This window comes from Bacteroidota bacterium (assembly GCA_017303975.1).
Classification (GTDB): Bacteria; Bacteroidota; Bacteroidia; order JAFLBG01; family JAFLBG01; genus JAFLBG01.
The window spans coordinates 1-23384 of record JAFLBG010000038.1 but is presented as its reverse complement, the minus strand read 5'-3'; the positions used below and the strand labels follow the sequence as shown (position 1 = coordinate 23384).

20 protein-coding genes and 1 pseudogene are annotated in these 23384 nt (G+C 32.2%); 9 read left to right on the top strand and 12 right to left on the bottom strand.

All coding sequences use genetic code 11. The annotated features are described in order from the left end of the window. Nucleotides 1-7 precede the first annotated feature (7 nt). Genes J0M08_11750 through J0M08_11740 form a run of 3 tightly spaced genes read right to left on the bottom strand, consistent with a single transcriptional unit; the run spans nt 8 to nt 2798 of the window. Complete coding sequence (locus J0M08_11750) at nt 8-1546, bottom strand: gliding motility-associated C-terminal domain-containing protein (protein ID MBN8703731.1); 1539 nt, start codon at nt 1544-1546, stop codon at nt 8-10. Between the two features lie 19 nt (nt 1547-1565). Then, nucleotides 1566-1793 carry a hypothetical protein gene (locus J0M08_11745; GenBank protein MBN8703730.1) on the bottom strand — a complete coding sequence of 76 codons (228 nt, stop codon included), beginning with the start codon at nt 1791-1793 and terminating at the stop codon, nt 1566-1568. Nucleotides 1794-1802: 9 nt separating this feature from the next. After that, a complete protein-coding gene (locus tag J0M08_11740; GenBank protein MBN8703729.1) occupies nt 1803-2798 on the bottom strand; it encodes a hypothetical protein in 996 nt (331 codons plus the stop codon). A gap of 178 nt (nt 2799-2976) precedes the next feature. Here J0M08_11740 and J0M08_11735 point away from each other — a divergent pair, with 178 nt between their 5' ends. Continuing rightward, nucleotides 2977-3834: a hypothetical protein gene (locus J0M08_11735; GenBank protein ID MBN8703728.1), complete on the top strand. Its 858-nt coding sequence runs from the start codon at nt 2977-2979 to the stop codon at nt 3832-3834. 9 nt (nt 3835-3843) lie between these two features. On the opposite strand, the gene J0M08_11730 is transcribed toward J0M08_11735, so the two are convergent. Beyond that, nucleotides 3844-4329, bottom strand: coding sequence for a hypothetical protein (locus J0M08_11730; GenBank protein ID MBN8703727.1), 486 nt, complete (start codon nt 4327-4329; stop codon nt 3844-3846). A 296-nt stretch (nt 4330-4625) separates the two neighbouring features. Here J0M08_11730 and J0M08_11725 point away from each other — a divergent pair, with 296 nt between their 5' ends. Next, nucleotides 4626-5441: a helix-turn-helix domain-containing protein gene (locus J0M08_11725; protein MBN8703726.1), complete on the top strand. Its 816-nt coding sequence runs from the start codon at nt 4626-4628 to the stop codon at nt 5439-5441. Nucleotide 5442: 1 nt separating this feature from the next. Here the strand turns inward: J0M08_11725 and J0M08_11720 are convergent, their stop codons facing one another. Further along, on the bottom strand, nt 5443-6690 hold the full coding sequence (locus tag J0M08_11720) for a hypothetical protein (protein MBN8703725.1): 1248 nt from the start codon (nt 6688-6690) through the stop codon (nt 5443-5445). Next, complete coding sequence (locus J0M08_11715) at nt 6690-8114, bottom strand: hypothetical protein (protein ID MBN8703724.1); 1425 nt, start codon at nt 8112-8114, stop codon at nt 6690-6692. Before J0M08_11715 ends, J0M08_11720 begins: the two co-directional genes overlap by 1 nt. Nucleotides 8115-8219: 105 nt before the next feature. Between J0M08_11715 and rsmG the strand changes: the two genes are divergently transcribed. Genes rsmG through J0M08_11690 form a run of 5 tightly spaced genes read left to right on the top strand, consistent with a single transcriptional unit; the run spans nt 8220 to nt 13371 of the window. Further along, nucleotides 8220-8840: a 16S rRNA (guanine(527)-N(7))-methyltransferase RsmG gene (gene rsmG, locus J0M08_11710; protein ID MBN8703723.1), complete on the top strand. Its 621-nt coding sequence runs from the start codon at nt 8220-8222 to the stop codon at nt 8838-8840. After that, the gene (locus tag J0M08_11705) at nt 8833-9735 is read left to right on the top strand and encodes a nucleotidyltransferase domain-containing protein (GenBank protein MBN8703722.1); all 903 of its coding nucleotides are present in this window, start codon (nt 8833-8835) and stop codon (nt 9733-9735) included. The genes rsmG and J0M08_11705 overlap by 8 nt, the downstream gene beginning before the upstream one ends. Then, nucleotides 9732-11183 (top strand): B12-binding domain-containing radical SAM protein, encoded by a 1452-nt coding sequence (locus J0M08_11700; GenBank protein ID MBN8703721.1) that lies wholly within the window; start codon nt 9732-9734, stop codon nt 11181-11183. Before J0M08_11705 ends, J0M08_11700 begins: the two co-directional genes overlap by 4 nt. Further along, nucleotides 11183-11977: a methyltransferase domain-containing protein gene (locus J0M08_11695; GenBank protein MBN8703720.1), complete on the top strand. Its 795-nt coding sequence runs from the start codon at nt 11183-11185 to the stop codon at nt 11975-11977. Before J0M08_11700 ends, J0M08_11695 begins: the two co-directional genes overlap by 1 nt. Beyond that, nucleotides 11977-13371, top strand: coding sequence for a B12-binding domain-containing radical SAM protein (locus J0M08_11690; protein MBN8703719.1), 1395 nt, complete (start codon nt 11977-11979; stop codon nt 13369-13371). Before J0M08_11695 ends, J0M08_11690 begins: the two co-directional genes overlap by 1 nt. On the opposite strand, the gene J0M08_11685 is transcribed toward J0M08_11690, so the two are convergent. From J0M08_11685 to J0M08_11675, 3 genes are read right to left on the bottom strand one after another with little or no spacing between them, the layout of a single operon-like run. Next, on the bottom strand, nt 13357-14328 hold the full coding sequence (locus tag J0M08_11685) for an FkbM family methyltransferase (protein ID MBN8703718.1): 972 nt from the start codon (nt 14326-14328) through the stop codon (nt 13357-13359). The genes J0M08_11690 and J0M08_11685 overlap by 15 nt on opposite strands. Next, nucleotides 14312-15781, bottom strand: a complete 1470-nt coding sequence (locus tag J0M08_11680) for an O-antigen ligase family protein (GenBank protein ID MBN8703717.1) — start codon at nt 15779-15781, stop codon at nt 14312-14314. The genes J0M08_11685 and J0M08_11680 overlap by 17 nt, the downstream gene beginning before the upstream one ends. A 3-nt stretch (nt 15782-15784) precedes the next feature. Next, complete coding sequence (locus tag J0M08_11675; GenBank protein ID MBN8703716.1) at nt 15785-16726, bottom strand: hypothetical protein; 942 nt, start codon at nt 16724-16726, stop codon at nt 15785-15787. Nucleotides 16727-16768: 42 nt separating this feature from the next. On the opposite strand from J0M08_11675, the gene J0M08_11670 reads away from it, so the two are divergent. Further along, the gene (locus J0M08_11670; protein MBN8703715.1) at nt 16769-18766 is read left to right on the top strand and encodes a hypothetical protein; all 1998 of its coding nucleotides are present in this window, start codon (nt 16769-16771) and stop codon (nt 18764-18766) included. Here J0M08_11670 and J0M08_11665 read toward each other — a convergent pair. The 3 genes from J0M08_11665 to J0M08_11655 are packed head-to-tail and all read right to left on the bottom strand — an operon-like array spanning nt 18763 to nt 22219. Then, nucleotides 18763-19491: a class I SAM-dependent methyltransferase gene (locus J0M08_11665; protein MBN8703714.1), complete on the bottom strand. Its 729-nt coding sequence runs from the start codon at nt 19489-19491 to the stop codon at nt 18763-18765. The genes J0M08_11670 and J0M08_11665 overlap by 4 nt on opposite strands. 12 nt (nt 19492-19503) lie before the next feature. Then, on the bottom strand, nt 19504-20922 hold the full coding sequence (locus J0M08_11660) for an MBOAT family protein (protein MBN8703713.1): 1419 nt from the start codon (nt 20920-20922) through the stop codon (nt 19504-19506). Beyond that, entirely contained in the window at nt 20909-22219 is a 1311-nt protein-coding gene (locus J0M08_11655; GenBank protein ID MBN8703712.1) for a hypothetical protein, read from the bottom strand. Before J0M08_11655 ends, J0M08_11660 begins: the two co-directional genes overlap by 14 nt. 53 nt (nt 22220-22272) lie before the next feature. Here J0M08_11655 and J0M08_11650 point away from each other — a divergent pair. After that, nucleotides 22273-23384, top strand: a pseudogene (locus J0M08_11650) (radical SAM protein).

Here is a 23384-nt window from a genome sequence, read left to right as displayed (position 1 = left end):
ATTGGCGTTACCTAATTAACGTAACATGCCCAATAGCCTCCGTTTCCGAATTATTTATATCTAGGTATTTCATTTTCCAAACATACACGCCAACAGCTACATCTGCTCCGGTATTATTTATTTTCCCATTCCACCCGGTTAGTAAATCGTTGGTTTCAAAGATTAATTCGCCCCATCTATTGTATATTTTTATATCAATAGCCTTGCTGCCTGCATGTTTGGGAATCCATATATCATTTAGGTTATCGTTGTTGGGACTAAACGTATTTGCGGTAAATAGTGTAGGCTCTACTTGTATAAGTATTTCTTGGACTAAGGTATCGCAACAACTAGGTTGGTTACAGTTGCAAGACACCAATGTTACTGTATAAACCCCGGGCGATGTATAGTAAAATGTTGGGTCGGCCTCCGTTGAAGTAGAATTAGCCGCATCTCCAAAGCTCCATAAATAAGTTGTTGCGTTATCAGAAGTGTTTGTAAAATTTACTTTGGAGCTGTCTAACGTTACTTCTGAATAATCAGGTGTAAATGACGATTCTGTTGGCAAAACATTATTGGTAACAACAACTGTTTTGGTAATAATAGCCGTTGTGGTACAGTTTCCGTTAATTACAACTTTCGCCTTAGCTAAAAAAGTGTCGGTAACACAAGGGCAAACATTTAAAATAGCATTATTACTAACTAGTGCAGTGTCATTTCTCCACTCGTATTGTATTGCCACATCTGTTCCGTCAGGAGTAAATCGTTTTGCGTCATTTGTAGCGGTCCATTGGGTAGGATGATTTCTCCCAGGAACAATAAAGGCTACAGTACCTGCTGCATTTTGAATGCCTTCTACAGCTGCTCCGCTATTCCAGCCAGAACAGACATCTTTATCCCAAATATATATGTCTATCATATTTGTGGTTTCGTAAATTATGATTTGTTGTTTTGCATTTGTTACCCCAGGGCAGGTTGGATTTCCAAATATAGATGTTGAACCAAACATAGGAATATTATCCCATGTTACGGCAAACGCTCTAAAAGGAGCTGTCCCATACAATGCATATTTTATACTACCACCCTTGGAAACATCGATATCGTGAACCGGACCTAAGATGGAATTTCTCATGTCAGGCATGGCGGTACTGGAAGGTAACGGTGCAGAAAGAACATAGCTATTGAAGGTTCCCGCATTTGTCATGTCAAAATTTATTGTCCCATTTGAACTAATTAAGCACTGAGTGTAGCTAGTGCCAAAAAAACTAAAACAGAATCCTATATTAACTGGATTGCTAAATTCATCGTCAACTGTTCCTAAAATATTTGTTCCTGTTGTAGGAAATGGCGTAAATGGTATAGTTGAAATATTATAGCTAGTGGTTGTTTTTATAGGGAAAGATAATGACTGAGTATAGGATACTAAACATGATGGCTTACATGTAATATCTGTATCATTTACATTCTGTATCTCTGGTATATCAATAATTTGAGAATTAACTTTTGATAAAAACACCCAAAAGATAAACGTAAATAAGTAAATATGTCTATTTGTATATCTATGCATTGATTCTAATTTAACGTAATTATAACTTTCCAGCAACTTTTTCTCGCTCGTATTCTTTAATTAGTTGGTAATACCAAAACACACCAAAAGTATAGAGTGTTGCAGTAATAAGAAATATTACTGCATATTCCAAACCATTATCTCTAAAATACTTGAAAATACGAGAACTCACAAACCAACTACCAGACCATATAGCCGAAATAAGTGCACTTACTAATTCTCTATTATCTTTTCCTACATAACTCATGGTAACTTCCTATGTCATGGGACCAGCCATATTCATTAGCGGTTGGCGCAATAAATAACAAAAAGCAGCAATGTAAACCGAAATTGCTGTATAACTATAATATTGTGTGGTAGCCATAAACACAAGTGCTAAAACAGCTAACAATTGTGTTGTAGGTACTGCAATCCGATAACTCATGTTGTTTTTTATTTGAGGAACCAACATGGCGCCAAATACAACCAAAACCGATGCAAATGAACTTAGATAGGCAAAATTTGCTGTACTTACATGATGTACATTTGAGAAAAATAAACTTATAAATGGAATAGTCAATCCGGCTCCTAATGCTAACAGGCTAGTGGGAATAAGAGCTTTTGTTATCTTTTTCCAGTTGTAGGTTGTGGCATTAGAAGTTACATGTTCAACATTGTTTTCGGAGGTTGATTTAGAAATAAAATAAGTACTTATGTATCCAATGGCCGAAATACCTAAAAGTAGGTTGTGTTCCGAAAAAATTTGATTGTTTATTTTGTTTAGTGTTCCTATAAAAAAACCTCCAACAATACTGGCAATACTCCATGACGAAAAACTAAGTGCGATGCTTTCTGTTTTATTGTATTCGGTCGAATTTCTTAGAATAAATGGCAGCATTGCTATTTGTAAAAAAGCCAAAAATGAACCAAAGCAGAATTGTGAAACAGATATTAAAAGCGAAAGCTTGTGTTCTATTGCAATAATGTTAATAATGGCAAAGGTTGGCACACCAATCCCAGATATATAAAACAGTGGTTTTAGTTTTTTATTTTTTATGTAAAACCCGATTGGAAATGCTAGCAATAAAACGCCTAAAAATCGATATGAAATAAAACCTGCCGATAATCCATCGGTATATCCTACACTTTTTAAATACAAAGGTTGTATTGATACAAAGGAGGAATTGATAAGCTGTAGAAAAAAATCGGCAACAATGATATTGATAACCGGCTTGCTTACTTTTTTGTAATTTGTAACAATACTCTTTAACATAATTCAATACTCATTTACATGCCTTTTATTACAATGACCAAAATCTACACAAGTCTAATTGCAGTTTATTACACTTCTATATAAACTCCAATTTTATTTAGTACATAAAAAAGACTAGTTTTGCCTCGAATAGTACTTTACATAAAGGTATATTCTGAATAAATTAAAAATAATACAAATGAAAAAAATAGTTAACCTAATTAAACTTATCGTACTTGTTGGTTTTGCCTCTTGTTCTAATCCTTCAGAAACAGAAGTTAATCCGGAAATGCAAAAGCTTACAGAAGAAAACCAACGTTTAAAGGATGAGTCGACTAAAAAGGATGAAGAAATAGGCTCCTTTATTCAATCATTTAACGAGATACAGGCAAATCTTGATTTGATAAAAGAGCGCGAAAAGGTGGTTTCTAAAAACACAAGTGACCCGGAATTACAGAATACGAAACAGCAACAAATAGCAGATGATATTAATACGATAAATGAACTTATTACAAAGAATAAAGAGAAAATTGCTGTTTTAAATAAAAAACTAAAGAAGGCAAACCTACGTATTGATGAACTGGAAAAGATGGTTGCATCTCTTACAAAGCAAGTAGAAGCAAAAGATGCTGAAATTATTGCATTAAAAGAAGATTTAGAAAAAGCGAATAACGCCTATAAAGATTTGTTTAAAGAATACAATGCAAAGTTGGATGAAATTGATACCCAAACTAACAAAATGAATGTTGCCTTTTATGCTTTTGGTACCGCTAAAGAATTAAAAGAAAAAGGCGTAATAACCAAAGAAGGCGGATTTATTGGAATAGGAAAAGCTGAAAAATTGAGAGATGATTTCAATAAGGATTATTTTACTAAAATAGATGTAAGTGAAACCAATAATATTTTATTAGGTGTTAAAAAAGCGAAGATTATTACAACACACGCATCATCTAGTTACAAATTAGAAGGCTCTAAAGATAAGGTTGAGAAACTTTCTATTTTGAATGCAGAAGAATTTTGGAGTGCATCTAAATACTTGGTAATTGTAACCGAATAACCAACAATTTTATTTCATTTCTCTTAAGTAAGTTATTAAGTCGGTAGATTTTAGATCGGTAATACCAAGTGCACGTAGCATGGTTATTACTTGCCCTCTGTGAAATGTACTATGATTCATACAGTGCATAATAATACCAGATTTTTTATTGGTGTAAGATTCTCCTTTCGTGTTTTTGTAGCTTAAGGACGACTCCAAAAATTCAGATGTAAGTGTTTGTGCAAACTCAAAAAAATCTTGTGATGTTTTAGCAAAATCTGCAATACTTGGGTTTGTATATGCATTGGATGGTGGCCAAGCTAAGTCAACATTTTTTAACCTTGCCATCCAAATTAATTCAGCATCCCAAATATGATGAATTGTTTTTCGAATGGTATTAAAACTACTAGGAGTTTCGGTATCTAAAATTTTGCTGTCAATAGCTAAAAGTAAAATTCCTAATCTTTTGTTTGCCCATGCATTGTAGGCACATTGTTGTAAAAGAGTATTATCCATAAAAAATAGTTGACACGTACTTTAACCAATATTTTTTCTAAATGTTTAGTAATCCCAAAATTAAAATTTCTTGCTGAGTAATTAGTTAGAATAGTATATTTTTTAAAATTAAGGTGCGCAAGACTAATCGTTTTAGGCTTGTCATGTTTAAAAATGAGAAGGATTTTGCTAAAAGGTTATTCTCTTTACTTCCCAAAAATTTGAAATTCCGTTTTTTACTCCTACATTAGACTATATTTTAATCTTTTTTAAGATTAATAAATGGTCTAATGTATGTTTAACCTTAAACCTAAACTATGTATTTTAAGTCGAACATAAAATTTTTGCGAGAGCGAAAGAAGTTCTCGCAAGAGCTTACTGCTTCTGCGTTGGGTGTTAAAAGAACTACCTTAAATAACTACGAAAATGGATATGCCGAACCCAATTTACAGTTGCTAGTGGCTTTCTCCGAGTTTTATAGAATTTCAGTAGATACGCTTATCAATGTTGACTTATCCATTCGCTCCGAGAACCAGTTAGCGGAATTGGAATCGGGTAATGATTCGTACATGAAAGGTACAAAACTACGTGTATTAGCAACTACAATTGATAGCACCAATAAAGAAAATATTGAACTCGTAAACATAAAAGCAAAAGCAGGTTACACGCAAGGATATAACGATCCGGAGTTTGTAAGAACATTGCCAACTTTTCAATTACCTTTTTTATCTACTGAAAAAAAATATCGTACTTTTCAAATAGATGGCGATTCGATGCATCCAATACCTCATAATTCCTACATAACAGCCGAATTTGTTTCAAATTGGCACGAGGTAAAAGATGGTCATGCGTACATTGTTTTAACCCTTAATGAAGGAATTGTTTTTAAAGTGCTTTATAATCACGCCAGGTCGAAGAAAAAATTTTTGCTACACTCTTTAAATAAAGCATATAAACCCTATGAAGTAGCTATTTCGGATATAAAGGAAATATGGAAGTTTGTATATTATTCCAGTCCTGAATTACCCGAACCAATTATAGAAAAAGATGAGTTGGTAAATTCAGTTGCAAATTTGCAGCAGGATGTTTATAAGCTCATCGATAGAGTAGAAGCTAGTATGGATACTAAATAATTTACTTTCGCAGATTTTTAGTGTAGCTATTCATAAGTGCATTGTAAAATAGCTCTCCTTGCATGATGTAGCCTTTTCTACTGAAATGTAGTTTGTCTTTTGCACTTAGTCCGCTTAAACTCCATTGAGCCATAGAGCCATAGCCTCCCATTACAGCATGCAAATCCCAATATGCAATATTGTGTTTAGTGGCATACATTTTTATTGTGTTTTTGGCTTCTACCATATCGGGGTTTTTAATTCTTGCTCGCTTAATTTTTTTAAACGAATCTCCGGGTGTAGTAAGAAGCAGGGTAGTAGTTGGAATTTTATTGTTTATGTGTTGAATAAAAGTGTCAATTTGAGTGTAAAATATAGAATCGTTGAAACTAGCTGCAAATCCTTCGTTTGTGCCCATTGATACAATTACCAAATCGGGTTTAAGTTCTTTTAATTGCTCAAAAAAATATTCTGATTGGCTGTAATGTCTGTATTCTGCACCATTAACTCCAATTGAATGATACAAAATGCCTTTTTTTCCATTCTCTAAACTCATTCCATAAACCCGAATGCATTTAACCGTTTCAGTGTTCTTTTTTGGAGAGATAATAATATTCTTTACCGGTTTTGCAAATGCTATTTCTGAAGTAAAAGAACTAGATAAAGAGGAATCAGACTTAATTGTTCCTAACTCGCAATTAAAATCATCACAAACAGTAATATCAAAATAGCCGTTGCCTTTTTCGTGAAATAGGGTAAGCTTATTAAAACTGTAATCAAGTTTGTTTTTATCCCAAGTAGTATAGGTAATGCGTGCGTTTGAATCGGAGCTTTCAATTGTTATTCCTGCAATGCCCACCGGCAAAGGTTTTTCAGGAAACACATTTCTTTTTACATCCCAATGTGTATTGGTGGTGGTTTTGTAGCTGTAAGGTTCGTTGGTTCGAGCAGCCTTGTAAGGAAATACAAAGCCACGACCGGCATTTCCAAAATGCTGTTGAAGGTTTTCTCGCACTGTTCCCGAAAAATTATCTGCTTGAATATGGGAATCTCCAATATGTACAATAGTTACTTTATCTATTTTGCCTTCTTGCAAAAGTTTAAGTTTTTGAAAAAAAGGTAGCAGTGCTAACGAATCGTTAATTATTTTATTGGAATCTAACGCAATAAATGTATAGGTAGTGGCAATGGAATCAACTCTATTTTGGGAACTTGCCGGAAGATAAGACAGAGTAAAAAAGCCAACAATAAACAACGTAATTTTCATCATTACAAGGAGGCTTTAGTTGTTAGAGATGTTTCCACATTTTTCTTTTCGTTACTATCGTATTTTTCCATAAGATAGGTGTATAATAGTTCTGCTACTTTTTTAGCACCTCTAAAATTGAAATGAGTATAATCTTTATTGGCGAGTGCTGTATCTGCTTGAGCCCATTTTACCATGGAATTAGCGCCACCCATGCTTTGATATAAATTCCAAAAAGCACAATTTGTTTTTTGTGCAATTCGTTTTTGAGATTCTACTAATATTGGAATAGCTGGGTCTGTTGTATATACTCCGTTTTGTCTAATTGCTCTATCACTTGTACTAATAAGCAAAATACTGGTGTTGGGCATAGCTTTTTTAATATGGTTTATTACCTCAATCATTCCCTTTTCGTACCACGAATAATCTGTTACATTTTTGTTTACAACATTTATACCATATTGCAGTACAATTAAGTCGTAGTTCAAATAATTGTTCATCCCCGAAAAAACATCCGGGCTGATTTTAGTCAAAGGCATTCCGGAATTTCCTCTAAAAGAGAAATTATCCACAAAAATTCCACTATCGCTTTCCATGCTGAATCCATATATAGGAATAGCTTTTGAGCAATTGAAAGACGCTTTAACCGATGTTAAGCCCGAATTGGTGTTAATAATTGCTTCGTTTACGGTGTTTGTTCCGGAAAGCTTTATTGGCGTGTCGTTAAAGAACATATAGTTTTTGTCGCCACCTACACCATAGTACATTTTTATACTTTTGAAATTGTTTAAATGCGGCTGCTTAACAGCGGTATATTTCACCCAACTTCCCCAGTTATAAGAGCGAATGCTGTCCGCAGTTACTGGATTAGCAAGAGGTTCGAAGCCATACCCACTTATTCCTAATTTTGCTTTATTGGGGGCGTCCAATAGATTATACGTGCGCCAATTCTCCGAAAAGGTATGTATTACAGTCTGTCTAAATCCGGCCACGATAGATGTTATTGGAACGAATCCGATCCCATCTCCACCAAATTTATCTTGCAATAATTTTCGTAAATCTTGGGTTATCAAATCGCCTTCTATCATTGAATCGCCAAAGTAGCCAATACGAGCTTTCTTCTTCTTCGTTTTTATTTCGTTCAATGCTGTAAAAAAATAAGAAAGACTTGAAATGGAATCGGTAGTAAATTCAATAATTGTACAAGGATTTTCATCTCGTTCTTTTAATACATGTTTGAATTTTTTAATAATAGAATCTGTAAGAATAGTAGGAGTTGTAGGCGCTTTTGCTAATTGTCCTTTTAGAGTAATGTCAGAAAATAGGTTAATGGGTTTGATTGTAAATTTGTTTGCTTGGTATTCAAAAGGGAAAATAGAAAAAATGGTGAGTACTGCAGCTGCAATAAACACCAAAATACCTACTTCTAAAACTTTATTCTTAATCATACAAACACACTAAAAATAAACATAAATGAGATAGTAAATCTGCTATTGAAAAAATACTTATTTTTTGTACTGAAAAAGACATTGCTTAACTTATGTCCATAATTTATGGATAGCGCTCAACTCATTTTTACATACTTCCCAAACTTATCTACAACACAAGTAGCTCAGATAGAATTATTGGGTGAATTGTATGCCGATTGGAATCAAAAAATTAATGTAATATCAAGGGCTGATATTGATTTTTTTTATGAGCGACATGTACTACACTCCCTTGCTCTAGCAAAATTTATTTCATTTAAAAGTGAAACCTCCGTGTTGGATTTAGGAACCGGAGGTGGATTTCCTGGAATTCCGTTAGCTATACTATTTCCAAATGTAAAATTCCATTTAGTAGATTCAATTAATAAAAAAATAAAGGTAGTTTCCGAAGTGTCGTCTGCCTTAGGATTGACCAACTTAACTTGCGAGCATGGTAGAGTAGAGCAATTACAATCTAAGTACGACTTTGTGGTAACTCGTGCAGTGGCAGAATTTCAAATGTTAGTTAATTGGACGCGAGGAAAAATAAAACCAAATTCGTTTAATGAAATAAAAAATGGAATAATTGCATTGAAAGGAGGCGATTTAACTGAAGAATTAGCCGCCTTTACTAAAGTACGTGTGATTCCTATATCAGACTATTTTTCTGAACCTTTTTTTGAAACAAAAAAAATAGTGTATGCTTGATAATAATGCAAAAAGCATACTAAAAACGTTATTGTATTATGACATATTTAATTATCCACTCACACTGGATGAGATAGCGAATTATGTGTCAGACGAGTCTATTCTTGCAAAATCAATAGAAGAACTTAAAATTCAAAATTTGTTATTGTACAATTCTCCTTATTATGGATTGAATAATATGGAGGAGAATGTTAAAAGAAGAACCATTGCAAACGAATTTGCTGCGGCTATAATGCCTAAAGCTATTAAGTCGGCAAAAGTTATGGCGAAGTTTCCGTTTGTACAAGGAGTTTGTATTTCGGGTTCATTGTCTAAGAAATATTTTGACGAAAAATCGGATGTTGATTTTTTTATAATAACAAAACCTAATAGACTTTGGTTGTGTAGAACACTTCTAATGTTATATAAAAAAGTGTTTTTGTTTAATTCCAGAAAATACTTTTGTGCAAATTATTTTGTATCCGAAGAGAATTTGGAAATTCCTGATAAAAATATTTTTACTGCAGTGGAGATTGCAACTTTACTTCCCGTGCATAATTATGAACTATACAAGCAATTTTTCAATGCAAATAACTGGATAAGAGAATATTTTCCGAATAGTAAAGAATATTCAACCGAATATATTATTGACGGAAATACACTCAAAAGCAAGAAGTTCACGGAGTATTTACTCGGTTCGTACCTAGGAGAATTACTCGACAAGTTGGCTTTTAGGGTTACCATTTTTTATTGGAAAAGAAAATTTAAAAATTTTAATGAACAGGAGTTCGATTTGCACCTTCGCTCTAGAAAGAATGTATCGAAACATCATCCGCAAGGAATGCAAAAAAAAGTAATTGATTTGTATTCGAATAAAATTGCAGATTTTGAAAAGAAAGGCATCGTTATATCATGAGCACGATTTTAATTACACATTCTTATTTTTTGGAGTTTGATCCTAAGCAACTAAAGTTGGGGCAACCTTACCCTCCTTTAGCTACCTTGTATGCAGCATCTGTTGTAAGAAATTTAGGATATCAGGTTGAGTTTTTTGATACTATGTTTGAAAAATCTGCATTGCAAATAGAAGCAGTAATCAAAAAAAATTGCCCCGATTATTTAATTATATGCGATGATGGGTTTAACTATCTAACCAAAATGTGTCTTACCAATATGCGTGATGCCGCCTTTGAAATGGCAAAAATTGGTAAACGTTATGGTTGTAAGGTAATAATTTCAAGCTCAGATTCAACAGATCATTCAAATGAGTATTTAGATAATTCTGTCGATTATATAATAGTAGGAGAAGTAGAGCAAACATTGCAGGAGCTTCTTACTGCGTTAGAATTAAACAATAGTACCGAATCAATTCCCGGATTAATTTTTACTGCAAATAATAAACGTATTACAACTTCCAAAAGAGATGTTTTAAAGCAACTAGATAGTTTGCCAACTCCTGCATGGGATTTGGTTGATATGGAAATGTATAAATCCGTATGGTTAAAGAAGCACAACTACTTTTCTTTAAACTATGCCACTACACGTGGGTGTCCGTTTAAATGCAACTGGTGTGCAAAACCAATTTATGGGAACAGATACAATTGTCATTCTCCGTTAAGAGTTGTTACAGATTTAAAGTATCTGGTAGATAATTTTGGAGCTTCTCATTTTTGGTTTAGCGATGATATTTTTGGATTAAAACCGGGGTGGGTAAAAGAGTTTGCTGACTTGATTGAAAAATTCAACGTGAAAATTAAATTCAAAATTCAATCTCGTGTCGATTTGCTTTTAGAAGAAAATACTATAAAGTTGCTGGCAAAGGCTGGTTGCGATATAGTTTGGGTAGGAGCGGAGTCCGGTTCTCAAAAAATACTAGATGCCATGGATAAAGGAACAACCGTAGAGCAGATATATAATGCCACAAAATTGATGAAGTTACATGGCATTAAGCCCGCATTTTTTTTACAATTTGGATATTTAGGCGAAACGAAGGATGATATAAAGTTGACAATAAAAATGTTGGATGACTTGTTACCATTCGATATTGGAGCATCTGTTTCTTATCCATTGCCAGGCACAAAATTTTATGAAATGGTAAAGTCCGATTTGTATGCGAAATCAAATTGGACAGATTCCGATGAGCTGTTATTAATGTTTAAAAACACCTATAGTCCTTCGTTTTATAAGCAGCTTCATAGGTTTATTCATAAAAATTATAGAAAGCGACAAGCCATACAAAGTATTCAAGCAGCTATAGCAAATCCACTTAAAACTGATAGAGATAACATATACAAGGCATTTTCATATTTGTATTATCTTCCTACATCTTTTCTCGAAAAGATTAAACTAAGACTAATTAAGTAATGAAAAATGTAGAGCAGGCTTTTGATTTGTATGCTACTAATTATGACGAAGAGTTTACCTCTTCTTTTGTTGGTAAGGCTCAGAGAAATGTTGTTTATCATAATTTAAATTCAACGTTAGATAAAGAAAATGCAGTTTTAGAGGTTAATTGTGGAACAGGAGAAGATGCGTTATGGCTCTCGCCTAAAGTTAATTCAGTTATTGCAACCGATATTTCTGCTTCTATGATTAATACTGCAAAAATCAAGTTGCAAAAAACTCAGCTTGATAATGTGAAGTTGGAAATTTCTAGCTATGCTGATTTGTCAAAAAAATTTCTCCCCAATTCTTTTGATGTTGTATTTTCAAATTTTGGAGGATTAAATTGCATAGATGAACATGAGTTTATGCAAGCTATTGATGCAATGACTAAACTACTTAAACCCAAAGGCAAGCTTGTGTTTGTAATTATGGGACGTTTTTGCCTGGTGGAGTCTTTGTATTTCTTGTTTAAACTTAATTTAAAAAAAATATTTAGACGACTTTCTCGCTCCGGGATTAGCACTACAATTAATGATATTACATTCAATACTTATTATTATTCTCCTAAGAAAATAAAACAATTAACCGGTGCTAGTTTTAAAATGTTAAGGTTGAGAGGCGTTGGAATTTTACTTCCTCCATCTTATTTGAGCAATAAGTTTTCATCTAAACTCACAAATATAATTTATGGGGTTGATTTGTTTTTGAGTAGATTTAGTTGGTCAGCCTATATTAGCGACCATTATTATATTGAACTAGAAAAGACTAAGTAGTGAAAGTTATACTATCTCACGGATATTTTTTAGAGGAAGACCCAAAGGAAAAGGAAATAATGAAACCTTATCCTCCGTTGGGTATTTTGTATGTATCTGCTTTTTTAGACAAGAACAATATAGAGAATTCTGTATTCGACTCCACATTTTCTTCTTTTTCGCTATTTAAGGAACATTTACTTAAGGAAAAACCCAATATTCTTGCCTTGTATGTCAATCTAATGACAAAGGTAAACATTGTAAAAATTATTCGGTTTGTTAAATCAACCAAAGAATTGTCCGGAACTAAAATTATTTTAGGAGGACCGGAAGTACGTTATCATGCTGCTAATTTTTTAGCAGTAGGTGCAAACTTTATTGTTATTGGTGAAGGCGAAGAAACTATGTTAGAATTGGTAACTAAATTGGCAGATTCTTCTACAAATTACGAGAGTATAAAAAGTATTGCATTTTTAAATTCTGAAGGTACTATTGTTTATACCCCGGAAAGAGTTTTAATTAAAAATATAGATGAACTGTCTGTTCCTGCTAGACATAAAGTTGATTTAACAAACTACTTTAAAGCATGGGAGAGCAAACACGGTTATTCCGTGCTATCTGTTAGCACTATGAGAGGATGCCCTTACACCTGTAAATGGTGCAGCAGAGCTGTTTATGGGCAAACATATAGGCGCAGAAGTGCAAAATTAGTTGTTGATGAACTTGAATATTTAACTAAGCAATATGCAAGAAATACATTTTGGTTTGTAGATGATGTATTTACTGTAAGTCATAAATGGTTAGAGCAATTTAATAGTGAGATTAAAGCAAGAAATTTAAAAATAAAGTACGAATGCATTACACGTGCAGATAGAATGAATGAAGAAGTGATAAAATTGCTCCAATCATCCGGATGTTTTCGTGTTTGGATTGGTGCAGAAAGTGGTTCTCAGGATGTAATTGATAGAATGGATAGGCGTGTGAATGTAGAAAAAGTTAGAGAAATGATTCAGCTTACCAAAAAGTATTACGTTGAAGCCGGAACATTCATAATGCTTGGATATGAGGGAGAACAAGAAAAAGACATTATAGAAACTGCAAACCACTTAAAGAGTTCAAATCCGGATTATTATACAATAACGATTGCTTATCCTATAAAAGGAACTCCATTTTATACTGATACAGAACATAAATTTTTACAAAAACTTAATTGGGAAACAACTACAGATAGAGATATAGATTTTAAAAGAACCTATTCTCGAAAATATTATGATTATGCTGTTAGATGGGTTTATAACGAAGTAGCCGCAAACAAGGCAACGCGATTAAATGCCAGAGTTAGATTTATCTATGCTAAAACTAAATCATGGGTTCTACGATTTGCAATGCACTATGAAAAATTAAAAGGAGTATAGGTTTTTGTAAAATTTAATTCTCGAGTACCAATAAGCTATAATGGGCGGTGTAATTCTTTTTAAGGCAGATTTTATAGTGTTCTTGAAGCTTATGTCTGTGAATTCGAGAAGCAAATTTTTAATTTCATTTTTTTTCATTCCGTATTGTTCAAGTAATGTTGTGGCATTACTATAAAATCCAAGTGAAGCTAAAATAATTCCCGATTTAAGGAGTTTATCCTTATCTGGGTTACGTATTTTAGTAAAATCAAGAACATAAAATGCATCGCCATTCTGCATCATTTTTGGCTTTTCAACTACCTTGTTTCCAATTGCAAATTTGTTCTCTCTCTGCGCAATTTCCGGATAAAAATGACAGTCGATAAATTGATATCCATTGCTTCTTAAATAAATATCTAGTTCTGAAAAGTAATTTTGATTTTTATAAACAGGCGTAAATAAAACTTCTGATTTAATAATACTTATCTTCTTATTCTTAATGAGCTCCTCTGCACCTTTAATAATATCTAGCTCTGTGCCTTGCGTATCTAATTTTAAAAAATCGATGTTTTCAATTTTATTCTGACTTGCAATACTATCAATTGTACTTAAATCAACAGTAATAGTGGCTTTTGTGTCAATATTGCTTATCCAGGTTTTACTATTCGTTATTCTATTAAAATTGGTTTTAAAATTTTCGTTGTCCGGTTGCAGCAACGAACTCATACTGTGATGCGTTGCTTTGTAAAAAATACCCGTGCCAATTTTGTTTGACAATGCAATATTAAATAGCGTAGCCGATTTGAAATTATTCTCGCTGTATTTTTTTTCTAATAGTTCGTATGATTCTGGTTGTGGTTCAAATGCATAAATAGAAATATGTTTATGTAGGAGAGGTAAATCTATGAATCCACCACTTGCACCAACATCAAAAATGGTTATTGTTTTATTGGTGAGTAACTCAGAGTGTTTTTTCATCTTGTTTAGTATCGTTTTCTATATGCTTTACATATACTAATATTGCCATACTTATAAATACAAGGGAGGCCATTTTTTCTTCATCCATAAATCCGTTGAAAATGCCATGAACGAAATAAGTTGTAAGCCCTAATAAAGCAACAGTTGCAATAGATTTATTTTTACTGTCCTTGCATATATTAATTGTATTTATTCCTTGATACAAGATTACGATATATAGCAAGAGGTGAATTGCGAATCCTATGTACCCAGTTTCTGCGAAGTAGGAAAGGTAATCAGAATGTGCATTGCCTTTATTTCCGGTATAAGTGCTGGTGTAATTCATGTCTTCTTTGGCTTGAAAATCGCCATAAAAAAACTTGTATGTTCTGGGGCCATATCCAAATACGGGTTTGTTATTTCCCATTCTAATTGCGCAATTCCATCTGTTTACTCTTTCTTTATTGCTTACATCGGAAGTAACATTTGTAATTGATTTTACTTGTTGTTCTAAATCTTCTTTATTACTAATTGCTTTGTTGTCTTCTAAGTTTGTAACAATTGTATCGTAGTTAAATAGAACCACTATTGCAGAAGTAAATAGTAGCGCCAAAAATTGCTTGCCTGATATTCTTAGTTGTAGCAATATATAAAATACCAATGCTACTGCTAGACTTAACCAAGAAGCTCTAGAGAATGATAGATACTCCGCAACAAACAATAGAAATAAAATTAAGGGCGTGAAAACTTTAAAAAATTTACCTTCTGAATACTTACTTCTATTAAAATTAAAAGCGAGTAATGCAGGAAGTATAAAAGCGATGCAAGCACCGTATTCTGTGTGGTCGTTGTAAAAAGGTTTAGGCATTACATAAGCCGTCTTTTGAGAAAACCCAAATTGAGCATGGAAAATTAATCCATTAATTATAGGCAATATCAAACCTACAGCATAAATAAAGTAAAGTAGATATGGTTTTTGCTCCTTCTTTAGCCATAAAAAACCCAATGTAAAAAAGGCGCTTACATAGCAGAAACGGATAAACGTATATTTTAAAGAAACGGAGATTAACTCACTTGTTATAGAGCATATCAGCATCCAAATTACTTCTGCAAAAAGTAGTATTGTAATTGGGTTCTGAATTAGAATTTTCAAGTCATTCTTTAAAGAAAATAAATTGAAAAGAAGAATGAGCGTAAATATGCCAATTATAGGCTCTGTTGGAAGTTGCATTTGAGAGTCGCCTACCAATGTAATTCCAACAGATAATGGGATAATAAAAAATAAAAGCTTATACAGTTGACCTTTATTAGCTACAAACTGAGAAAAAATTAAAAAAATAAATCCTACAAAAAATATAGTGTACGTGTATAAATAATTTGATGTATAATAGCTATATATGCCAAGTAGCAATAATAAGAAGCAGGAAAGTGATAAGTACCACTTAAATGATATACGCTTAAAAAAATTCAACACTTTCTATACAGTTGTTTTGGTAAGAATAGTATAAACGTGCTTAAAATACAATCCTGCTAACATTAAAAATAGTGAACCGAAAAATCCAATAGCTGCTGTAAATCCTAGTAAAGGAAACACCTTTTTAAATAAAGGGGTAGGTTTATCAATTATATACAATTGAGGCACTTTTCTATTTTGAATATTCATGGCATTCTCGTATTTGCCTTTTAAATCATTTAAACGATTGTGTTCATTGATGTATTTTTGAGTTAGTGTTTCTAATTCCGTTTCTTGTTCCGGATTATCAACATGCCTGTCGCTACTCATTAATAATTGGGAGTTTACTAAAGCAACATTATTAATTTTGAGTGTTTTTCTGATGGTTAAAATTGCAGCTTTAAGAGAATCTACTTCAACCTTTTTTTTCTTGAGTTCACTTTCAAACGCAAATACAGCTTGTTGTGTATTTGTTTTATATATCCGTTGGCGCATTTGTTGCACGTATTCAAGCATATAGCTAATAATTTCAGCAGAAAAGTATGGATCGTGAGTTTCCGCAGATATTACTATGGACATAACCTTTGTTCTATTAGAAACAATACGCTTATCAAATTTTTCTGAAATTTTTGCTCTCCAATCGTATTCTGTTGTGTCAATTTCAAAATAGTTAATCAAATCAAATTTATTGATTACTGCAAATTTTAGCTCTTCGGAGGAAAGTAGTTGTAATAATCTATCTGCATCAATATCATAACCAAATTGAGGATTGTCAATTACTTGCTCAAAAGATATGCCGCTAGGTACAAAGAAAGATGTTTTTGCTAAATATCTAGGTCTAATAAGAAATGAGAAAGCGATAGCAAGTAGTGTACATCCAAGTACAGTAATAATAAGCAGTCTAAAGTTCTCTTTATATATGTTTTTTAGCAAATCCGAAGATGTTTTTTCATTAAATACACTCATAATTCATATTTTAGGTAAAAATAGCATTTTACATTGGGTCGATTGCATAAATTATTTAAATACTTAATACCCGCAATTTGTGCGTACTTCATATTTACTTTAAGTTATAGCAGTAAAGTAAAGTACACCAATTCCGACCCACAATTAACATTGCTTACTTCCCTGGCTTTATTAGAAAATGGAAGTATTGATTTGTACAATTACTTTCAAAAAAATCATCCGGATAGTTTTAGTGATGGTACTTGGAAGTACTCTTATTGGAAAAATGAAAAAAAAGTATATTACATATATCCACTTGGAACTTCTTTTTTGAGTATTCCATTTGTCGCCATTGCTAAGTATTGTGGGTATGATTTATCTTCTAAACAAGACGATGCTATTGTTCAATCCTTTATTTCATCTTGTTGTGTAGTAATTATATTTCTTCTTCTGTTTGCTATTTCAATAAACTATTTACCATTTTACTTATCACTTTTTACATCCATTTTGTTTGTATTAGGTACAACTATTATAAGTTCTATTGGTACAGCACTTTGGAGCTTTAATTATGAAACTATATTCCTTTTACTTATTGCAATTCATATTCAGAATCATTTTTCAAAGCAACAGAAACTCAATGGTATTTTACTAGGTATATATGTATTTATGGCTTGGTTTTGCCGCCCAAGTGCGCTTGTATTTTCGTTGATTTTAGGTTTGGCACTTTTGCTTTATGATATAAAGTGTGCTTTTAAATATGGAGGCACACTTCTTGTTTTATTTATACCGGTTGCATATTTCTCTTTAAAAAATTTCAATTTGATAGTGCCAATATATTATCATCCATTATTCTGGACACACATGACTTCTGATGATTCATTTGTAAATAAATTTTTTGCTGTTTTGTTTAGCCCGGCAAGAGGGCTGTTTATATATAGTCCATTTTTACTTGTTTCGTTTATTGGTTTGTTCTACAAATCCTTACGTAAAAATGTATTATATGTATTTTCTTTGAGTTGGTTTGTACTGCATACGCTAATGCTTGCTCGTCAGGCAAATTGGTGGGGAGGATGGTGTTATGGTCCACGCTTATTTACAGATGCATTGGTGCCGCTAGCCTTAATGTTTGTATTGTCATTGACTAAGGTGTCAATTAAAAACACATCAACTTTCATATTACTAATATTTATTTTTTTGGGTATTTACAGTACTTATTCTCATTCTGTACAGGGTATAAATAATAAGTATAGTGTAAAGTGGAATGACAATCCTCAGATTGACTACCATACTGATTTTTATACATGGAATTGGGATTATCCGCAATTTTGTGCTGATTCAATAGCAAACTTGAAGAAGAAAAATGAATTTAATATTCTTACAAGGATTGACAAAGGGTATTTAAAGTTGCCTAAAGGAGCTGTTGTTGTTGTTAAAAACGACAATGATTTTGTCCGAGATATCGTTTCTAAAATCAATCAGGATAGAATATTTAAGGATATTCTTATTACAACTAACAAAGATGATATTCATCGTTATACTAATAACTCTTTTTATATAACTCCTGATTTATACGATGATTTTAAAAATAATTTGAGCTATACATCTCAAGTTTCTACTCATGCTATTACTTTGGCTGACTATCTAAAGAAGAATAAAGAGCATCACATTTTTTTGGTTACAAAGTTTGATATTTTTAAAAACATGTCAGTTGAAACAAAAAAATATTTAGATTCTACCGGTGCATTGCTTACTAAATTATATGTAGGAGAAGGCTACGCACTCCATCTATTTAACGGGAAGAAAATAGAGGAAACAAGAATGATTAATCATTTGCCAGCAGAGTTAAATACTAAGTTAAATGGCAGTAGTATAGACTTGCTCTCAGATGGCTATTCGAAAGCATCTATAAAAGTTAACCAAAAGGAGTTTAGTTATATGGATGGAGGTATAAATGTTGTATGTGTAAACGAATTGGGAAAAGTAGTTGATAGAGCTCGATTTAATACATATTATGCTGATGTAGAGTATATGTATTTGTTCAGATTTGAATTATACAATTAGCTTATTTTTTGTAGAAGGTAGTTTGGATTTGTCATTACAACCTTATATTTATTATTCTTTTTTATCGTTTTCATCATTTTCGAACTTCCAAAATTATATGCATCTGCAGAATCATCAAGTAATATAAATCCTTTTGGAAGAAGTATTTTGTCAACGTTTTCAAAGTCCGCATAAGCTGCGGTTTCAGAGTGGTCGCCATCGATATAAGCAAATGCAATTTTACCTCCTAGTTTAATATCTCTTCCAAATACATCTTTAGCTGTTTGGCCTAAAGCCCAATTTTTGAAAAAAGTATTTGATGTTGAATGTATTGAATATGGAAGGTTCTCTTTACTTAATAAAAGTGTAGCATTTATGAAAGACTGTTTAATATAATTCATATAATCAACTCTTTTAATGTCATCTCTTCCATCAATAGTTTCCAGTATTGCTTTGATTGTATCTTCATAACCCTCGTAAACCCATGCATCACAAGAAAAAAAAGTATTTTCTTTTTTGTATTTTCTTAGTAAATAGCAAATTAAATTTGTAGACAATCCACCATAAGATCCAATTTCTAAAATTGCCCCTTCATTTGGAAGGTTCTTCATTATATAATCAAGCAAATAGATATTTCCTTCGTTCAGCATTCCTTCTCCAATTACCGAACATCGTAACCGCTTTATGAAATTGTCTGTAGGGATACTTTGGGATTTGGCAGCAAATATCTTTGAGATAAAGGTCATATAATACGTAAGTTAAAATCTAAAATAAATAAAAGGATAAAAGCCGGATTGGGTTATATAGCTTAGTGAAATTACAAATAAGATACAAGATGAAATAGTAAGTAAGATATTTAAACTATTTTCTTTTACTTCAGTATAGAATATGTTTTGTAATTGCTTACCAAATTTGAAAAATCCCCAAAAGGAAAATATAATTGCAAGAAAAAACGGAATCCAAAAGTCTATTTCCGGAAAAATAAAACTGTTGTTATTTGAAAAGAATAATGCTTTGTAATAGTCAAATGCCTCACTAATATTGTCAATTCTAAATAGAACAGAGCCAAATGCAATCAGAATGAATGTCAAAATTACCTTAGGAAATGAATCCGAATGTTCTTTTTTTATAAATAAACGTTCCATTACTAACAATGACCCATGATAAATACCCCAAAGAATAAAACACCACGAGCCTTTATGCCACAATCCGGATAGAATAAACACAATCCAAAGATTTAAATAAGTTCTTCCAGTCCCTTTTTGGTTGCCTCCCAATGGAATGTAAATATAATTTTTCATCCACTTTCCTAAGGTTATATGCCAACGTCTCCAAAATTCGGTTATGCTCGTTGAGATATATGGATTATCAAAATTTTCAGGAAACTTAAATCCAATCATTCTTCCAAGACCAATTGCCATATCGCTGTAGCCGGAAAAATCGAAGTATATTTGAAAAGTATATGCAATTATACCCAACCATGCGGTAGGGCCATCGAGTTCTGTAGGATTTATATAAAATATTTTATCTACATAATAATATGCCAACTGATTTGCGATGAGTTCCTTTTTAGAAAGTCCAAGGCAAAACCGATAAAATCCATTTAATCTATTTTGTGTTGTTTCAAAGCTGCTTCTGTCCTCAATTTGGCTAGCAATCTCACTATACCTTATAATTGGACCTGCCACCATTTTAGGAAATAATAGGATGTACAAAAGATAATCCGAAAAATTTTGTTGTGGCTTATGTTCTTTTCTATATACGTCAACTACATAAGTTATTGTTTCAAATGTATAAAAAGAGATACCCAACGGAAGTAAATAGCTAATATAGCTCAGTTCGCCTACACCCAATGGTTTTAAGACATAATTGAAACTTTCTATAAAAAAATTGAAATATTTAAAATATACCAATAAGCCAATATTGATGGAGATTGAAGCAACCAAAAAAATTGTTCTTTTCGTTGAGCTTTCTATTCTGCTCATTGCATTTACCAAATGAAAATCCAGAAAAGTGGTAAATAGAATTGCGAAAATAAATTTAGGTTCAGACCATGCGTAAAACAAAATGCTTACAAACAGCAGATATTTATTTCTCCATTGCTTTTTCTCCAAAAGATATAGCAGAAGAAAAATAGGAAATATCCATACAAGAAATAGACTACTATTGAGTTCCATTGTTTGTTCTATAACTTTGTTCAATAATATACTTAGCGTCCAGATAAAGCATCGAATCAATTGATATGTTTTTTGCAATTGCTTTTTCCTTTATCAATTTTATCCACGGAGGATCATTCTTAATATCATACATTTTAATTGCAACATCTAGAGGAATTGCGGTTCCGGATAGTGTTTTATTCTTAAATAGAGCAGAATAGGCATCTTCAATAAAATTCCAACTATATTCAGACAAATTAGCATCGGTCATCATAATCATTATAGTGTTTACACTCGAAAGTAGCTTTAACTTATTTACGGTAGTAATGTCTTTAGAAGGTTCACAGCTATTGGGATAAAGCTGTTTATTGTAATACAAAAAATCAAACTGTTTAAATACCTTTTCTGACATTCCTGATATTGGAAGTGTCCAGTTGTAACTGTCTGCAACGCTTAAAACATGTAACTTTCTATCTTCATTATTTTTATTGTAGGAAAGCGTTGGGTATGCCATAGGTATATTCTTGGGGCCATATAACAAATTCATTCCTAATCCAACATCTTGATCAACCTCATTTAATGAGTCAGATATTCTAATGTTATCAAAACTAATATGTGGCAAACTTAATTTGTGGAGTTGTTCTGTATACCTAATTATAGAGTCGGCTGCTAATAATGCACCATACGTACTCCAATGAATTCCATTTTTGGGAAATAATGGGTATGAAGTTGTTTTTTTTAATGCAAAGAACCACTTCTTAAAATCAATGTGATTTATGTTAAATTCTTTCAAATAGGATGAAAAATACTGATAGTTTGTTTTACCAATATTTTTTAAATAGAAATCCGGAATGTATTCATTGTAAAACGAAGCCTTTCCGGGTGCCAATACAATAAATAGTTTAATATTATACTTTGAAAGTGAATCCTGAAGTTGTTTTGTTTTTTGTAGCATGTATTTTATTGAATCTTCTCCAATAAAATCTTGCCCGGTATGAGCATAAATATATTTCTTATCTAATAAATAGTTGTTTTTTCCCACAATAACGGCATTCGCATATGATTTAGAATAAAGCCAATACCCAATTTGATGATGCAAGCGAATAAGAGTACTTCTAAATCCAATATTCTCATGAATCCATTTAGAATAGTTGCGCTGATAAGAACCTGTTAATAAGCTATCTATTTTAAATCTAGGTTTTGAAGCTTTTGTAAATGATCCATATAAGGGTTTCTCTTCAACAAACGGAGCAATTTGTTGAAGCAGAGAAATAGATAAAACTATTAGTATGAGTGATAATAGAAACTTATTTATCATTAATTGAAGTAATATTAATTAAATTTATCTTAATAATTATTCAAAACTGACCTGTGTCTATTTTATTTTTTAATCCATTAGCAACTAAGCATAACCCAAGAATTCCCAATAGTATTCTGCAAATTGCAGCTTCAATTGAAGGCAGATACGATTGGCGTTTTGTAGATGGAAATATAGATCAAGAGCCTTGGGATAAGATAGAAAACTACCTTGCTAATAATAACATAAAGTATTTTTCTTGTACGGTAATGCCGGGTCCTCAATTAAGACAAGCTATACCGATCTCAAAAAAAATAAGACAGCTTTATCCCAATATTAAGATTATATGGGGTGGATACTTTCCTTCAAATCATTCTATAGTGGTTTTAGATAGTGGTTTTGTAGATGTAATCGTAAATGGAATGGGAGATAAGTCTTTTCCAAAGCTTATTGATGCAATGGAAACCAATTCTTTATTTGATGGAATACCGAATTTGATTTACAAAAAAGATAACATTCTTTTTACAACTAAGAAAGATGAGATTTATAATTTAGACGAACTCCCAAAACTTCCGTACGAAAAACTAAATAATTTTTATCCAATTGGAAGATATTTAGCTAAAACATATTTAGGAACAAAAACAATAGCTTACCACAGTAGTTTTGGTTGTCCGTTTACGTGCTCTTTTTGCGCTGTAGTGCCAATATATAATGCGAGATGGAAGGGGAAATCAGCAGAAGCTATTTTTCAAGATATACTTTATTTGAAAAACAGATTTGATGGAAATGCAATTGAATTTCACGACAATAATTTTTTTGTTTCCGAGAAACGTGTTATAGAGTTTTCTAAACTAGTTAAAGATCATAATATAGTTTGGTGGGGAGAAGGGAGAATAGACACCATAGATAAGTATAAAGACGAAACTCTCTTCCTAATGAAGGAATCCGGATGCAAGATGATTTTTTTTGGTGCAGAAACCGGCAATGATAAGTTGCTTAAAAAAATGGATAAAGGAGGAATTCAAACTCGAGAACAAATTAAATCGTTTGCAGCACGACTAAAAAAATTGATATTATTCCGGAATACTCCTTTGTTCTTGGCTTTCCATCCGATAAAGAAAAGGAAGTATTTGAAGCAATTTTAGACGAAATTAATTTTATTCGAGAGGTTAAAGAAATTAATCCT

Coding starts and splice junctions, on each gene's coding strand:
- J0M08_11735 (MBN8703728.1), top strand. CDS start 2,977: ATGAAAAAAATAGTTAACCTAATTAAACTTATCGTACTTGTTGGTTTT.
- J0M08_11700 (MBN8703721.1), top strand. CDS start 9,732: ATGAGCACGATTTTAATTACACATTCTTATTTTTTGGAGTTTGATCCT.
- J0M08_11695 (MBN8703720.1), top strand. CDS start 11,183: ATGAAAAATGTAGAGCAGGCTTTTGATTTGTATGCTACTAATTATGAC.
- J0M08_11725 (MBN8703726.1), top strand. CDS start 4,626: ATGTATTTTAAGTCGAACATAAAATTTTTGCGAGAGCGAAAGAAGTTC.
- J0M08_11750 (MBN8703731.1), bottom strand. CDS start 1,546: ATGCATAGATATACAAATAGACATATTTACTTATTTACGTTTATCTTT.
- J0M08_11745 (MBN8703730.1), bottom strand. CDS start 1,793: ATGAGTTATGTAGGAAAAGATAATAGAGAATTAGTAAGTGCACTTATT.
- J0M08_11655 (MBN8703712.1), bottom strand. CDS start 22,219: ATGATAAATAAGTTTCTATTATCACTCATACTAATAGTTTTATCTATT.
- J0M08_11705 (MBN8703722.1), top strand. CDS start 8,833: ATGCTTGATAATAATGCAAAAAGCATACTAAAAACGTTATTGTATTAT.
- rsmG (MBN8703723.1), top strand. CDS start 8,220: ATGGATAGCGCTCAACTCATTTTTACATACTTCCCAAACTTATCTACA.
- J0M08_11685 (MBN8703718.1), bottom strand. CDS start 14,328: ATGAAAAAACACTCTGAGTTACTCACCAATAAAACAATAACCATTTTT.
- J0M08_11660 (MBN8703713.1), bottom strand. CDS start 20,922: ATGGAACTCAATAGTAGTCTATTTCTTGTATGGATATTTCCTATTTTT.
- J0M08_11715 (MBN8703724.1), bottom strand. CDS start 8,114: ATGATTAAGAATAAAGTTTTAGAAGTAGGTATTTTGGTGTTTATTGCA.
- J0M08_11740 (MBN8703729.1), bottom strand. CDS start 2,798: ATGTTAAAGAGTATTGTTACAAATTACAAAAAAGTAAGCAAGCCGGTT.
- J0M08_11730 (MBN8703727.1), bottom strand. CDS start 4,329: ATGGATAATACTCTTTTACAACAATGTGCCTACAATGCATGGGCAAAC.
- J0M08_11665 (MBN8703714.1), bottom strand. CDS start 19,491: ATGACCTTTATCTCAAAGATATTTGCTGCCAAATCCCAAAGTATCCCT.
- J0M08_11720 (MBN8703725.1), bottom strand. CDS start 6,690: ATGATGAAAATTACGTTGTTTATTGTTGGCTTTTTTACTCTGTCTTAT.
- J0M08_11675 (MBN8703716.1), bottom strand. CDS start 16,726: ATGAGTGTATTTAATGAAAAAACATCTTCGGATTTGCTAAAAAACATA.